This window comes from Micrococcus sp. KRD012 (assembly GCF_017168555.1).
Classification (GTDB): Bacteria; Actinomycetota; Actinomycetes; order Actinomycetales; family Micrococcaceae; genus Micrococcus; species Micrococcus luteus.
In genome coordinates this window covers 1-14,136 of record NZ_JABFBB010000014.1, presented here as the reverse complement: position 1 = coordinate 14,136, position 14,136 = coordinate 1, and the positions used below count along the sequence as shown (strand labels likewise).

Sequence of the window (14,136 nt, the reverse complement as noted above, 5' to 3'; positions counted from 1 at the left end):
TCCCCCGCGCTCGCGGCCCCCTCCGGCGAGGACGGCGCCGGCCACGAGGGCGCCGATGCGGCGGCGGGTGCTGCGGAGTGGGGAGGACTGCACGGGATCTCCTCGGAGTTCTGGGCCACCGGACGCGGGTGCCCGAGGGGCTCGGGCCGGGGTGACTGGGATCACGGTAAGGTCACGATTCCGTCACGACGAGGCCCAGGGTCGAAGTCTGGCGGATGGTCGAGGCATCTCTGGCGGATCCGCCAGCCAAGCCCGGCGGATGGCCACGGGCGCGCACAGCGGCGCCCCAGCGTCGGCCCGCGCCGGACACGACGACGGCGCCGCGCCCTCCCGGCGGAGGTGCGCGGCGCCGTCGGGCCCGCGGTGGGGTGGAGCCCCCTGCCGGATTCGAACCGGCGACCTGCTGTTTACAAGGCAGCTGCTCTGGCCAGCTGAGCTAAGGAGGCCTGCGGCCGGCGCCCGGGGCGCCGCGGCCGGCCCTTCCAGCGTACAAGGCCCGGGCGGACGGCGCGGGGCGCCCCCTGCGTGGGGACGCCCCGCGGACCTCGGCGACGGGTCAGCCGGGTCAGCCGGCGATCTTGGCGCCCGCCCAATCGGCGAAGGTCTTGTCCTCGCCGTCGAGGGCCCAGTTCTTCCCGTCCACGAACACGGTGGGGGTGCCGGCCACGCCGGCGACGCGCGCCTGGCGGGTGGTGTGCTCGACCGCGGAGCGGAACGTGCCGTCCTCGACGCAGGAGGCGATGTCCGCGCCGTGCTCCTGCGCGAGCTGCGTGATCGCCGCGTTGTCCAGGCCCTTGCCCTGGTGCTCGTCGTAGGTGGCGAACAGGGCGGCCACGAAGCCGTTGTAGGCCTCGGGCTTCTGGTCCGCCACGCAGTACGCGGCGTTGGCGGCGCGGGCCGAGTAGTTCTGGTTGTTCGGGGCGCTCAGGTAGTCCACCATCCGGTACTCGACCGTGGCCTCGCCCTGTTCGAGCCACTGCTCGATCTGGTCCGCGTTGGAGGTCTCGAAGTCCGCGCAGTGCACGCAGTTGAAGTCCGCGTAGAGCACGATCCGCGTCGGCTCGCCGTCCGCCCGGGCCTCGGTGTCCGGCAGGGTCTCGGGCTGGGAGCTCGCGGACTGCTTCGGCACCTCGATCCTCGAGGGGTCGACCTCGCGTTCTCCCGCGCCCTCCGCCAGGCCCGTGGCCGAGGTCAACTCGATGCCGCCCTGCTCGTTCGTCACGGCGGGGATGGGGCCGGCGGCCGCGGCGTCGTCGCCGTTGCGGTTGAGCACGAACGCGACGACGAGGCCGATCACGAGCACCGCCGCGAGGACCGAGCCCCAGATGACGCCGGTGCGGCGGCGGCGGTCCTTCCTGCGCTGCTCCTCCTGGATCTGGCGGGCACGCGCACGGGCGTCCTTCGCCGAGGTGTGCGAGCCTGACGTGTTCCGGGCCAAGGGTCCTCCTCGTGGGGCAGTCGGTCCGGGTCGAGCACCGGAGCCGGCGGGCAGCGGGCGCGCCGCGCCAGGCGAGCATAGCGGCCCTGTCTGGAAGGATCGTGACCATGGACACCGTCGAGACCCCCTCCCCCGTCGATCGACTGACCATCACGGGGGCCCCCTCGGGGGACGCCTCCGAGGACCCGGCGACGTCGCTGCTCGCCCTGCCCTGGGCGCTCCCCCTCGAGACGTGGCCGCGTGAGGTGCTGGCGGCTCTGCCGCGGGGCATCTCCCGTCACGTGGTGCGCTTCGCCCGCATGGGCGGGGGCATCGTGGCGGTGAAGGAGACCACGGAGGAGCTCGCGTTCCACGAGTACCGGCTGCTGCGCCGGCTCGAGCGGGGCCCCGCGCCGTCGGTGGTGCCGGTGGCCGTGGTCACCGGGCGCACCCACGACGACGGCACGCCGCTGCCCGCCGCCCTCGTCACCCGGCACCTGCGCTTCTCCCTGCCGTACCGCGCCGTGTTCTCGGAGCGCCTCGAGCGCCGCACCCTCGTGCGGCTCATGGACGCGCTGGCGACCCTGCTCGTGGAGCTGCACCTCGAGGGGTTCTTCTGGGGTGACGTCTCCCTGTCCAACGTCCTGTTCCGGCGCGACGCGGGCGGGTTCGCCGCCCACCTGGTGGACGCCGAGACCGGCGAGCTCCGGCAGCGGCTGTCCACCGGCCAGCGCGAGCACGACCTGGACGTGGCCGCCGTGAACGTGGGCGGTGAGCTGCTGGACCTGCAGGCCAGCGGGCTGCTGGACCCGGAGGTGGACCCCGTCACCACGCCGGACCTGCTCGTGGCCTCCTACCGGCGGCTGTGGGACGAGCTGACCGGGCCCCTGCTGTTCCCCCGCGCCGAGCCGTGGCGCCTGGACCGCCGCGTCCGCCGCCTGCAGGAGCTCGGCTTCGAGCTGGCCGAGTACTCGCTGCGCGCCGCCGACGCCCCCGGGATGATGATCGCCCGACCCGTCGAGGTCCATGCGGGCTACCACCGCCGTCGGCTGACCCGCCTCACGGGACTCGAGGTCCAGGAGAACCAGGCCCGGCGGCTGCTCGTGGACATCGAGGCCGCCCGCCGGGAGTGGGACCCGTACATGGACATCGAGGGCGCGGCGCACCGCTGGGTGGTGGAAGTGTTCGACCCCGTGGTCCGCTCGGTGCCCCTCGAGCTGCGGGCCAAGCTCGAGCCCGCCGAGGTGATGCACCAGCTCCTCGAGCACCGCTGGTACCTCTCCGAGGCCCGCGGCCAGGCCGTGCCCCTGCAGGAGGTGGTGGACTCCTACGTGGACACGGTGCTGCGGGCCCGCCGCGACGAGGACGCGGTGGCGCTGCACCCCACGACCACCATGCTGCGCGCCGTCCCGCCCGCGGACGCAGACTGACGCCGGCCGCGGCTCAGCGGCGCAGGAGCAGGAAGCCGGGGGCCGGGACCGCCGCCGGCGCCGTGCCGGGGCCGAGGGGGCCGTCGTCGCCGTGGCCGGTGAGCAGCTCGGCCCGCGCCAGGTCCGCGGGCACGGGCAGCGGGTCCGCGCCGAGGGCGACGAGCAGGATGACGTCGGCGTCCGCGCCGGCGCGGGTGAGGCGCACGTGGCGCCGGGCCGCGTCCACCTCGGCCCGGACGCGGTCGCGGCGGGGGTCGGTGAGCTGGGGCAGCGTGCGGCGCAGACCGATCAGGATGCGGTAGGCGGCGAGCACGCGCGCTCCCCGGCCGTGGCCGTCCGCGCCGCCCGCGGCCTCCGCCCAGTCCAGCACGGCCGCGTCCCGCGTGGCGGGGTCCTGCGGGTCGGGGACGTCGTCCGGATCCCAGCCGTGGGCGGCGAACTCGCGGCGACGTCCCTGCCGGACGGCGTCCCCGAGCTCGGGCTCGCGGAACGAGGTGAAGAACGGCCACGGCGTCGAGGCCGCGAACTCCTCCCCCATGAAGAGCATCGGCACGTGCGGGCCGGTCAGCAGCAGGGCGGCCTCGGCCGCGAGCGCGCCCTCGGACAGCGCGGCCGCGGTGCGGTCGCCGCCGGCGCGGTTGCCCACCTGGTCATGGTTCTGGATGCTGGCCACCCACGCGTGGTTGGGGATGGCGTCCGGCACGGGCCGGCCGTGGTCGCGGCCGCGGAAGGTGGAGCGGGTGCCGTCGTGGAAGTAGGTGCGCTCCATGACCTTGGCCACAGCCTCCAGCGGGGCGAAGTCCGCGTAGTAGCCGTGGGTCTCCCCCGTCGCGGCCACGTGCAGGGCGTGGTGGACGTCGTCGTTCCAGGCCGCGGCGAGGCCGAGCCCGCCGGCGTGGCGGGGCAGCACCAGACGTGGGTCGTTGAGGTCGGACTCGGCCAGGAGGGGCACGGGTCGGCCGGCACGGGCCGCGATCCCGTCCGCGAGTGCGGCCATCTCCTCGAGCAGGTGCACGGCGCGGGTGTCCCGCAGGGCGTGCACCGCGTCGAGGCGCAGCCCGTCCACGCGCATCTCCTCGAGCCAGAAGCGGACGTTGTCCAGGACGAACCGGCGCACCTCGTCCGAGTCGGCGCCGTCCAGGTTCAGGCCGTCGCCCCAGCCGGTGCCGCCCTGACCCAGATACGGCCCGAACACCTGCAGGTAGTTGCCGGAGGGGCCCAGGTGGTTGTGCACGACGTCCTGGACCACGCCGAGGCCGGCGGCGTGGGCGGCGGCCACGAAGCGGCGGTAGGCGGCGGGGCCGCCGTAGGACTCGTCGACGGCGAACCACGCCACCCCGTCGTAGCCCCAGTTCCGCGGCCCGGAGAAGGAGTTCACGGGCAGCAGCTCGACGTGGGTGACCCCGAGGTCCGTCAGGTGCGGCAGGCGGGCGATGGCGGCGTCGAGGGTCCCCTCGGCCGTGAAGGTCCCCACGTGCAGCTCGTAGAGGACGGCGCCACGCAGGCCGCCGCCCTGGGGCGCGGCCGGATCGGACTCCACCCCGGGCGGCCCGGCCCAGCCCTCGTCCTGCCACGCGAAGGCGCGGCCGGCGACGTCGCGGCGGGAGGGCCCGTGGACCGTGTCGGGCTGGCGGCGGGAGCGGGGGTCCGGCACGGGGTCCGCCCCGTCCACGCGGTAGCCGTAGCCGGGGTCGGCCGGCGGCTGGGCGGCGTCGAGGCCAAGGGCGGCCAGCGGGTCCTCCGTGGGCGTCCACCAGCCTCCGGCGGCGGGGGCCATGGCCACGACGGCGGCGACGGGCCAGCGGTCCTCGGCGTCATGCAGGGCGCCGGGCTCGGTGTCGACGAGGACGAGGTCGACGCTCTCGGCGTGCGGCGCCCACACGGCGTAGGGGACGGCGCGCGCGGCGTCGACGGCGGCCCGCTCGGCCGCGGCGGGGTCCAGGGGGGCTCGGTCACGGGGCGGTCCTCTCTCGGCGGTCGGACGGGTCGTGCGCCGGGACGAGCAGCGCGACGGGCAGGGTGCTGAGCAGTTCGTCGAGGCACACGGCGCCGCGCGCGTCGGGGTGGACGGGGTGGCCGGTGACGGCGTCCTCCCACCGCCCCGCCGGCACGGTCACGACGGTCTCGCCCCAGCCGCCCGCGGCCGCCAGGCGGACGGGCCAGCGGGTGGCCACGGCGAGCGCCCCGCCCCGGTCGAACGCGATCGCGTGTTCGGCGGCGGGGCCGGAGACGTCGAGCGGACGGTGGCCGGTGAACAGCTCGGGCCGGTCGCGGCGGGCGCGCAGCACGCCGGCCACGACGGCCAGCTTGGCGGCGGCGGGGTCGTCGAGGCCGGGCGTGTGGCCGGCGTCGAGGCGGTCCAGCAGGTCGGCCCGGGCCGCGAAGTCCACGGGGCGGCGGTTGTCCGGGTCCACGAGGGTGGGGAAGGGCACCTCCGTGCCCTGGTAGACGTCGGGGACGCCGGGGGCGGCGAGCTGGACGAGCTTGTGGCCGAGCTGGACCACGAGGCCGGGCTCGGCGATACGGTCCGCGACGGCCTGCAGCACGCCCCGCGCAGGCCCCTCGGGGGAGGTGACGGCGGCGGCGAGCGCGGCGAGCCGGGCCTCGAACTCGGGGTCCTGGTCCGTCCAGGTGGTGGCCAGGGCCGCCTCGCGGGAGGCCTTCTGCAAGAAGCCGAGGATCCGTTCCTCCTCCGGCGCGGTGCCGTCCGTGGGCCAGACGCCCACGATGGACTCCCAGAGCAGCCGCTCCGCGTCGGGGTGGCCGAGCGGGTGGAGGCGCCTCAGCTCCGCGAGCTCGGCGGCCCAGCGGTCGGGCTCCTCGGCGAGCACGGCGATGCGGGCGCGCACGTCCTCACCGCGCTTGGTGTCGTGGGTGCTCAGGGTGGTCATGGCCGTCGGCCAGGCGGCCTGGCGCGCCTGCTGGGCGGCATGGAAGTCGGCCAGGGACAGGGCGACGTGGGAGGGGTCTCCGCCGACCTCGTTCAGATTGGCCCACCGCGTGTACCGGTAGAAGGACCGGTCCTCGACGCCCTTGGCCATCACCATGCCGGAGGTCTGCTGGAACCGGCGGGCCACGGGCGAGTCCGGGTCGGTCAGCTCGGGCCGCAGGTCACCGAGCACGTCGGCGAGGCCCGGCTCCGCCGCGGCCGCGTCCGCCAGCGCACCCTCGAGCACGGCCAGGCCGACGGGCAGGTAGGTGCGGTACACCGGCAGGCGGGCGAGCACGGCGGCGAACGCGGCGGCCACGTCCTCGTCCGGGTGGGCACCGAGGGCGTGCACGGCGCGGACCTCCCGGACCAGCCGGGCGGTCTCGGTCGCGAGGGAGCCGGTGGCCACGTCGTGCTTGGCTCGCACCACGACCTCGTCCCACTCCCGACGACGGCGCGCGTCCTCGGCCGCATCGCCCGCGGCCTCGGGGTGCATGAAGACGCGTTCGACCTCGCCGAGCGCGTCGTAGCCGGTGGTCCCGTCCACGGGCCAGTCCGCGGGCAGCGCCTCGCCGGGCTCGAGGATCTTCTCCACCACGAGGTAGCCCTCCGGGAGCACGTGGGAGCGCAGGCGCCGCGCGTAGCCAGCCGGGTCCGCCAGGCCGTCCGGGTGGTCCACGCGCAGCCCGTCCACGAGCCCTTCGCGGACCCAGCGGGCGGGTTCGGCATGGACGGCGTCGAAGACCTCGGGCTCCTCCACCCGGACGCCCGCGAGCGTGGTGACGGTGAAGAACCGGCGGTAGTTCAGCTCGGCGTCACCGCGGCGCCAGCCGACCAGCCGGTAGTGCTGGCGGTCGTGCACGGCGCGGGCCAGGCGGGCCTGCTCCGCGGTCGGCTCCTTCGCCGGGTCCGCCGCCGCGAAGACCTCCGCGGCGCGCAGCCCGGTCTCCGCCTCGGCCGCCTCGAGCGATCCGGGGGCGAGGGGGTAGACGTTGTCCCAGTAGCGCAGACGGCCGCCCTCGGCGTCGACGACGAGACGGTCCAGTTCCGCGTCCGCGTCCCCGTCAGGGCCGTCTCCCAGCACGGGGATGAGCAGGGACCCGCCGCCGGCCGCCCAGTCCACGTCGAACCACGCCGCATGCGCCGCCTCGGGACCGTGGGTGAGCACGTCCCACCACGCCGGATTGGCCTGGGGCGTGGCCACGCCCACGTGGTTCGGCACGATGTCCACGAGCACGCCCATGCCCGCCTCGTGCGCGGCGCGCGCGACCATGTCCAGCCCCTCGGCCCCGCCGCGGGCGGCGTCCAGCCGGGTGGGGTCCACGACGTCGTACCCGTGGTCGGAGCCGGGCTCGGCCTCGAGCAGCGGCGAGAGGTAGAGCCAGTCCACGCCCAGGCGCCGCAGATAGGGCACGAGCCCGGCCACGGACTCCAGCGGCAGATCCGGGCTGACCTGGAGCCGGTAGGTGGACGCGGGGGCGGAACGGACGGTCGAGGTGCTCACGCGGCGACGCTAACAGAGGCCCCCGACGCGGCATCAGGCCCGACGGGCCGGGGCGGGAAGGTCAACGCGTCTCGACCGGACGGGCGAAGATGTCCTCCCCGACGACGGGCTCGCCCGAGGACTCCAGCAGGACCATCTCGTCGCGCAGCACGGTGCCGTCGGCCTGGGTCAGATCGGCCACGAAGCCGGGGCCGGACTGGCGGATGCGGTCCACCGCGGTGTAGCCGTACTTCGCCTCGAGGTTGCCGCGGAACGCGTCCAGACCCTGGACGTGCAGGACGGCGCCCGTCGCGCCGAGGGCGACGGCGGCCGCGAGCGCGACAGCCCCGACCCCGCGCTGGGTGCGGGTGTCCTCGAGGAGTCCGATCTCCGGGTTGCGGCCGTGGGTCGCGGCGAAGCGCCGGTGCCGCCGGGCACGCCACAGGCCGACGACCACGAGCGTGCCGCCGACCACGAGGGTCAGTGAGGCCAGCCAGTAGAGGATCCAGGGGGTCACGAGGTCGACGTTCGCAAAGTCCATGTCCCAGTGTGACACAGGCCTCACTCCGGCGGGAGGGCACGCGGCCGGTCGCGCCTCGTCAAGGCAGCGGCCGGCCCCGCGCCGCGGTCCACAGGCGGTGCCACTGCGCGGAGTCCATCGCCTCGGCCACGGAGGCCGCCTCGGCGCACGCGGCGACGCGCTCCGGGTCCTGGGTGCCGATCACGGGCCGCACGCCCCACGGCAGGCGCAGCAGCCAGGCGAGCACCACGGCCTCCCGGCTGACGCCCAGCTCCGCCGCGACCTCGCCGACGACGCCGGCCGCGCCGTCGTCGCCGGAGCTGAACCGACCCTGCCCCAGCGGACCCCAGGCCTGCAGCTCGATCCCCTCCGCGGCGCACACCGGGCCGAGGCGCCCGGCGTCGGCGTCCGCGGGGGCGTCCGGGTGGTTGGCGAGCACGACCGCCTCCACGAGGGTGCGGTGGTGCAGGCCGAGCTCGACCTGGACGCACGCCAACCCGGTCCCGTCCGCCGCCTGGCTCTCGAGCTCGCGCTGGAACTCGAGGACGCGGCCCACGCCGAGGTTGGAGACGCCCAGCTTGCCGACCAGGCCCGCCTCCCGCGCGTCGAGGAAGGCGCGCACGGTGTCGGCCACGGGCGTGAGGACGTCGGGCCGGTGGATGATCAGGGTGTCCACGCGCTGCTCGCCGAGGCGGGCCAGCGAGCCCTCCAGCGAGGCGCGCACATGCTCGGGCGAGGAGTCGTAGCGGGTCAGGCGCCGCCCGGCCGGGTCCGTCTCGTGGAGGACGATCCCGCACTTGGTCTGCACCTTCAGGGCGGAGCGCTCCTCGTAGGGCAGCTCGTGCAGCAGCCGGCCGACGGTCTCCTCGGAGCGGCCGGCCCCGTAGATGTCCGCGGTGTCCAGCAGGTCGACGCCGGCCTCGATCCCGGCACGCAGGGCGCGGCGGGCGCGCTCCACGGCCGCCTCGGCCTGGGCTTCGCCCGCGGGCCCCTCCGGCACCGCCCCCGGATCGGCGTCCGGGGGCGGCGGGGGAACGGAGCCCCAGGCCATGGTCCCGAGGACGATCGGGGTGGCCGGGGTCGGGTCGGGGTCGAGCGGCGGATGCGTGGGGGCTGTGGTCATGGTCTCACCGTCTCACGTCCGCCCGCGCCGGACCCGGACCCGCCGCCCTGTGATGGGATGGGCCCATGAAGCTCGCCACGTTCCGTCAGCCCGACTCCGACGCCGCCTACCCCGGCGCCACGTTCGCCGCGGTCATCACCTCCGTGCACCCCGAGGACCCCGAGGTCGCCGTGCGCGCCGTCGCCCTGCCGGACTGTCGCGACGTCGGCGAGTACCTCACCGCCACGCCGGAGGAGCAGCGGGACATGGTGGAGGGTGCCCTCCGCGCGGCGCAGGCCGACCGGTCCCTCCTGCTGGACACCTCCGGCCTCGTCTACGACACGCTCGTGCCCTTCCCCACCAAGGTGTTCTGCGTGGGCCTAAACTACACGAACCACATCGACGAGACGGGCCTGGATCGCCCCGAGCATCCGACGCTGTTCGCGAAGTTCCCGCAGTCCCTCACGGGTGCGCTGGACCCGATCGAGGTCCCCGAGGAGGACCACCGGGTCGACTACGAGGGCGAGCTGTGCATCGTGGTCGGTGAGCCGGGCCGGCGCATCGCCGTCGAGGACGCCCCGGAGCACATCGCGGGCTACGCGGTGGCCAACGACATCTCCATGCGCGGCTTCCAGGGCCGCACCTCCGAGTGGCTGCAGGGCAAGGTGTGGGAGGCCTCGACGCCCGTGGGTCCGTGGCTGGTCACCCCGGACGAGTTCCCGGCGGACGCGCGCGTCCTCACGCACGTCAACGGCGAGCTGCGTCAGGAGGACCGGGTCGCCGACGTCGTCTTCTCCCCCGCCGAGCTGGTCTCCTACGCCTCGCAGCTGATCACCCTGAACCCGGGCGACCTGATCCTGACCGGCACGCCCGCGGGGGTCGCCCTGGCCCGCCGGGACGCCGAGGGCCGCCGCCCGTGGCTGCGTCCCGACGACGTCGTCGAGGTGGAGATCACCGGGCTGGGACGCCAGCGCAATGAGCTCGTCTGAGGCGGCGCCGGCGGACGCCCTGCCCCGCGTCGTCGGCATCCTCGGTGCGGGGCGGGCGGGCACCGCGCTGGCACGGGCGATCGCGCGCATCCCCCGCCTCTCCCCGGGCACGGCCGCCCCGCGGGTGATGGTCGCGGGCACGCGGCGCCCCGCGGCGGTCCAGCGTCACCTGACGATCTACGCGCCCGAGGCCGTCGCCGTGTCGGCCGAGGACCTGGCGGCGGAGGCGGAGCTCGTCGTCGTGGCCGTGCCGCGCGAGGCGCTCGACGACGTCGACCCGCTCACCCTCGCCGGGCCGGCGACGCGCGCCGTGGTGGACCTGACGAACACCTGGGGGGACGAGCCGGTCCCGGCGTGGCTCGACGACGACGGCGCGCCCGGCTCCGTCCGGATCGCCGCGCGCTGGGCCGCGGCGGGGCTGCGCGTGCCCGTCGTGCGCGCGTTCTCGGAGATCTCGCATCACGACCTGGAGGACGCCGGGCGCGCCACGGCCCCGCGCCGCGCCCTCGCGGTGGGCACCGAGCCGACTGACGCGGCGGCCGACCCGGCCGCGGTCGCCGCCGCGCGCGACGCGGTGGTCGCCCTCGTCACCGCGATGGGCTTCGACGCGGTCCCCTACACCGGCCTCGACCGGGCCGGGGTCCTCGAGCCAGGGGCGGCGGGGTTCGGCACCGCGCACGACGCCGGCCGGCTCGCCGCGCTGCTCGCCGACGCGCCCACCGGCTGAGGCGCCACCCGCCCGGCTGTGCCTAGGCTGGGCGGGACCGCCGACCCTCCCAGGAGGCCTCCGTGACCCGTCCGACGCACCGCACCGCCCGCCGCACGCTCGCCGCAGTCCCCCTGTCCGCCGCCGCCCTCACCGGGCCGGCGGCGTCCGCCACCGTCGTCGCCCTGCCGGTCACGGCGGGGGTGACGGGCGCCGTCGTCGCCGCCGCGCCGCAGGCCCACGCCGTGGCCTGGGACCAGGTGGAGCTCGTGGATGACGCGGGCGTGATCGACCCCGCCCAGCTGCGCCGTGACCTGGCGGGGATCGAGTTCCGGGAGCCGACCCGCGTCGCCGTGGTCACCGAGCGCGGCCCGGACCTGTCCGCGCTGGACGACGACCGCGCGTCTCAGGCGTTCAACGGGCGGGTGCTCGAGCGGGCTCGCGCGGAGCACCCGGACTGGATCAGCGCGGACGGCCAGAAATGGGCCGACGGCCTCGTGATCGTGGCGCTCGACCCGGACAACCGGTTGATCGGGGTGTACGTGGGCGAGGACCGGATGCTCAGCACGGACGAGCTGCGGGAGGTGCGCGAGGCCGGACACGAGGCGGCCCGTGCGGCCCGGTGGACGGACACGGTCGTGGAGGTGACGGACGCCGCCGCCGAGCTGATCGGGCGCCCCTGGTGGCAGGCTCCCGAGCTGTGGTTCGGCGCGGGGATCGTCGGTGTGGCGGGCGGCGGCGCCGCGGCCGCGGCGCTCGCGAGCCGACGGCGTCGCCGCCGTCGGACGGCCGACCTGCTGGCCGAGGCCCGCACCCACCTGACCTCCGTCACCCTGGAGATGGACGCCACCGAGGTGAACGCGTCCACGGTGCCCGAGGACTCGCCCCACGCGGCCGCGCTGATGGAGCGCTTCCGCAACTTCCGACGCCAGGCGCTCGATGCGTCGGCGGAGCTGGACCGCCTCGAGGCCCTGCCGGAGCGCAGCCTGCATCGCACGGAGCATGCCCGGGCCGCGGAGGACGTCCGGGACCGCGCCCGTGAGCTCGACCGCCTCGACGACGCCGTGGCCGCGGCGAACACCTTCCTCAACCGCCACCCGGGGTGGCCGGCGGCGTGGGATCAGCAGACCGCCCCGCTGCGGGCCGACCTGGACGCCGTCGGCACGCTGGCCTCCTCCGTCGGCTCCGCCGGACCCGTCCGGTCCGCGGTCGCCGCGCTGGAGTCCTTCCGCACCGAGGCCCAGGACCGGCTCGAGGCGCTGGGTGCGGACCTGCAGGACGAGCGCCTGACCCCGGCCGCGGCGCTGGACGAGCTGGACGCGCTGCGGCGTCGCCTGACCGGGCTGGTCTCCGCCCTCGCCGACGCCGAGGTGGCGGCGTTCGGCAAGGACGAGGCCGAGCGTGAGCTGCTGCGCGACGAGCTGCGCTCGCACCGTAGCCCGGCCCGGTCCGCGCGCGGCTCGATCCTGGACTCCGCGCTGCCGGCGGATGCCTACTGGACGGTGGTGGCCTTCACCACGGGCCACCAGGCCGGCGAGCGGTCCGTCCAGGACCACCGCCAGGCGCAGTCCAGCTCCTCCGGGACCGGCTACGGATCCTCGGGCGGCTCGTTCTCCGGGGCGGGCTCGTCCGGCCGATTCTGAACTGATCGGGGCCGGATCTGAGCCGGAAGCTCGTCCGGGCCGGGCACCCGGTCCCTGGCCCACCGCCCCGTTCTGCGAGACATTGAAGGACCATGACCGCCGCTGACACCCCCGCACCCCGCCAGGACCCCCTCGCGTTCTACCTCGACAAGGCCGTGCCCGAGGCGTGGCACGCGGTCGGGCCGCTGGCCTCGGCCGCGCGCGGCGCCGCCGAGCAGGCCGGGCTGGACCGGCAGCTCGTGGAGCTCGTGAACCTTCGGGTCTCTCAGCTCAACGGCTGCGTGTTCTGCCTGGACCGGCACACCCGCCAGGGCGCCGACGCCGGCCTGAGCGTGCAGCGCCTGGGGCTGCTGCCGGCGTGGCGTGAGGCCGGGGCCGTGTACTCGGAGCAGGAGCGCGCCGCGCTCGAGCTCGCCGAGGCGGTCACGGACCTCCCCGAGCAGGAGCAGCTGAACTACGTGCAGGCATCCACGGCCGCTGTGCTCACGGACGCCCAGTACGCGGCCGTGCAGTGGGTCGCGATCGTGATGAACCTGACGAACCGCATCTCGATCCTGTCCCATCACCCCGTGCGGCGCCGGGACGGCTGACCCTCCTCCCCGTCGCCGGCCCGGCGGCGGGATCCACCCAGGAACGAGAGGACCGACCATGACCGAGCAGACCCCCAGCCTGGAGCACCCGCAGGTCCGCAAGAACGGGGAGAGGTACGAGATCGTCGTCGATGACGCGGGCACGGTGGCCGGCTTCACGGTGGCGATCGACGACGACACCGCCGACGGCCCGGCCCAGCGAATCTTCCCGCACACCAAGGTCGACCACGAGTACGAGGGCCGGGGCCTGGCCTCGAACCTCGTGCGCGAGGCGCTGAAGGACACCGTGGCCGCGGGCCGCCGGATCGTCCCCGTGTGCCCGTACGTGAAGGACTGGGTGGACGAACACGACGACGTGGCCGGCGAAGTGGACCCGGCCCGCGCCGAGCATCTCCAGTTCCTGGAGTCCCGCCAGGACTGACGCCCGCACCCGGTGAGCACCCGGAGACGAGAAGAGCCCCCGCCGATCCGGCGGGGGCTCTTTCTGGTCGGGGTGACAGGATTTGAACCTGCGGCCTCGTCGTCCCGAACGACGCGCGCTACCAAGCTGCGCCACACCCCGTTGGAGGTCTCAGACCTGAATCCAACAGAGACCGACTATACCAGCCGCACCGGGTGCCGCCAAACCGAGATGCGGGGCAGAATCGCACGCGTGAGACCTCTGCGCACCCGACGAATCCGAGAGAGGCCGGCATGAGCTGGTGGCCGTTCCTGCACTCCTCCGCCAGCCCCTCCCCCGACGACGACGGCGCCCCGGCCGCTGCCGAGCTCGAAGAGGCCGTGGCCGCCCTGCGACGGCTGTTGCGCGCGGAGCGGCACCGACTGCGCCCGGACAGCTGGGCCCTCGCGTGGGAGATGGTCGAGCACGCCGCCGAGTACGGGCCGGCCTGGACTCGCCTGCAGCGCACACGACCCGTGGAGACCCAGGAGCTCGTGCTCGCCCTCACCGGGCGCTTGGAGCCGCTGCTGCGCGACTTCCTCGCGATCCCCGACTCGGAGAAGCCCGCCCATGCCGACGCCGTGCACGCGCGCCTTCGGGAGCAGAGCACGGAGCACGGCCGGCTGCACCGCCGACTCACCCGCGCGCTCACGGCACGGCTGCGGGCCGGCGAGGAGCTCTGAGCGCCGCGGGGGAATGCACCCGGGAACGCAGAAAGCCCCGTGCAGATCGCACGGGGCCGCCCGGTGAATCCTCCCGGGAATGCGGGAAGGGCCTCGCACCCAACGGTGCGAGGCCCTCCCTCAAAGAATGTCCGGCGGCGACCTACTCTCCCACAACCTCCCGGCTGCAGTACCATCGGCGCTGTGGGCCTTAGCTTCCGGGTTC

12 protein-coding genes, 2 tRNA genes and 1 rRNA gene are annotated in these 14,136 nt (G+C 75.4%); 7 read left to right on the top strand and 8 right to left on the bottom strand.

Annotation, left to right across the window (positions count from 1 at the left end; genetic code table 11):
- Positions 1-369: 369 nt before the first annotated feature.
- Positions 370-446: transfer RNA gene (locus tag J1M37_RS06415), tRNA-Thr, on the bottom strand.
- Between the two features lie 119 nt (positions 447-565).
- A complete protein-coding gene (locus J1M37_RS06410; RefSeq protein ID WP_036315925.1) occupies positions 566-1,438 on the bottom strand; it encodes a DsbA family protein in 873 nt (290 codons plus the stop codon).
- A gap of 107 nt (positions 1,439-1,545) precedes the next feature.
- On the opposite strand from J1M37_RS06410, the gene J1M37_RS06405 reads away from it, so the two are divergent.
- On the top strand, positions 1,546-2,847 hold the full coding sequence (locus J1M37_RS06405) for a DUF4032 domain-containing protein (protein ID WP_115165390.1): 1,302 nt from the start codon (positions 1,546-1,548) through the stop codon (positions 2,845-2,847).
- A gap of 13 nt (positions 2,848-2,860) precedes the next feature.
- Here the strand turns inward: J1M37_RS06405 and treZ are convergent, their stop codons facing one another.
- The 4 genes from treZ to J1M37_RS06385 all read right to left on the bottom strand — a co-directional run bounded on the left by treZ (position 2,861) and on the right by J1M37_RS06385 (position 8,902).
- Positions 2,861-4,789: a malto-oligosyltrehalose trehalohydrolase gene (gene treZ / locus J1M37_RS06400; RefSeq protein WP_241250914.1), complete on the bottom strand. Its 1,929-nt coding sequence runs from the start codon at positions 4,787-4,789 to the stop codon at positions 2,861-2,863.
- 10 nt (positions 4,790-4,799) lie between these two features.
- Positions 4,800-7,280: a malto-oligosyltrehalose synthase gene (gene treY / locus J1M37_RS06395; RefSeq protein WP_206452342.1), complete on the bottom strand. Its 2,481-nt coding sequence runs from the start codon at positions 7,278-7,280 to the stop codon at positions 4,800-4,802.
- Between the two features lie 61 nt (positions 7,281-7,341).
- On the bottom strand, positions 7,342-7,800 hold the full coding sequence (locus J1M37_RS06390) for a hypothetical protein (RefSeq protein WP_020625726.1): 459 nt from the start codon (positions 7,798-7,800) through the stop codon (positions 7,342-7,344).
- A gap of 58 nt (positions 7,801-7,858) precedes the next feature.
- Positions 7,859-8,902 (bottom strand): aldo/keto reductase, encoded by a 1,044-nt coding sequence (locus tag J1M37_RS06385; RefSeq protein WP_206452341.1) that lies wholly within the window; start codon positions 8,900-8,902, stop codon positions 7,859-7,861.
- A gap of 65 nt (positions 8,903-8,967) precedes the next feature.
- Between J1M37_RS06385 and J1M37_RS06380 the strand changes: the two genes are divergently transcribed.
- The 5 genes from J1M37_RS06380 to J1M37_RS06360 all read left to right on the top strand — a co-directional run bounded on the left by J1M37_RS06380 (position 8,968) and on the right by J1M37_RS06360 (position 13,230).
- On the top strand, positions 8,968-9,870 hold the full coding sequence (locus J1M37_RS06380; RefSeq protein ID WP_206452340.1) for a fumarylacetoacetate hydrolase family protein: 903 nt from the start codon (positions 8,968-8,970) through the stop codon (positions 9,868-9,870).
- Positions 9,857-10,597: an NAD(P)-binding domain-containing protein gene (locus J1M37_RS06375; protein ID WP_206452339.1), complete on the top strand. Its 741-nt coding sequence runs from the start codon at positions 9,857-9,859 to the stop codon at positions 10,595-10,597. The genes J1M37_RS06380 and J1M37_RS06375 overlap by 14 nt, the downstream gene beginning before the upstream one ends.
- Before the next feature lie 62 nt (positions 10,598-10,659).
- A complete protein-coding gene (locus tag J1M37_RS06370; protein ID WP_206452338.1) occupies positions 10,660-12,219 on the top strand; it encodes a DUF5129 domain-containing protein in 1,560 nt (519 codons plus the stop codon).
- Positions 12,220-12,311: 92 nt separating this feature from the next.
- On the top strand, positions 12,312-12,809 hold the full coding sequence (locus tag J1M37_RS06365; protein WP_206452337.1) for a carboxymuconolactone decarboxylase family protein: 498 nt from the start codon (positions 12,312-12,314) through the stop codon (positions 12,807-12,809).
- Between the two features lie 58 nt (positions 12,810-12,867).
- Positions 12,868-13,230 (top strand): GNAT family N-acetyltransferase, encoded by a 363-nt coding sequence (locus tag J1M37_RS06360; RefSeq protein ID WP_095354062.1) that lies wholly within the window; start codon positions 12,868-12,870, stop codon positions 13,228-13,230.
- Positions 13,231-13,294: 64 nt separating this feature from the next.
- On the opposite strand, the gene J1M37_RS06355 is transcribed toward J1M37_RS06360, so the two are convergent.
- A tRNA-Pro gene (locus J1M37_RS06355) sits at positions 13,295-13,371 on the bottom strand.
- 131 nt (positions 13,372-13,502) lie between these two features.
- On the opposite strand from J1M37_RS06355, the gene J1M37_RS06350 reads away from it, so the two are divergent.
- Entirely contained in the window at positions 13,503-13,931 is a 429-nt protein-coding gene (locus J1M37_RS06350) for a hypothetical protein (RefSeq protein ID WP_206452336.1), read from the top strand.
- A gap of 129 nt (positions 13,932-14,060) precedes the next feature.
- Here J1M37_RS06350 and rrf read toward each other — a convergent pair.
- A 5S ribosomal RNA gene (gene rrf, locus J1M37_RS06345) occupies positions 14,061-14,136 on the bottom strand; the annotation flags it as partial.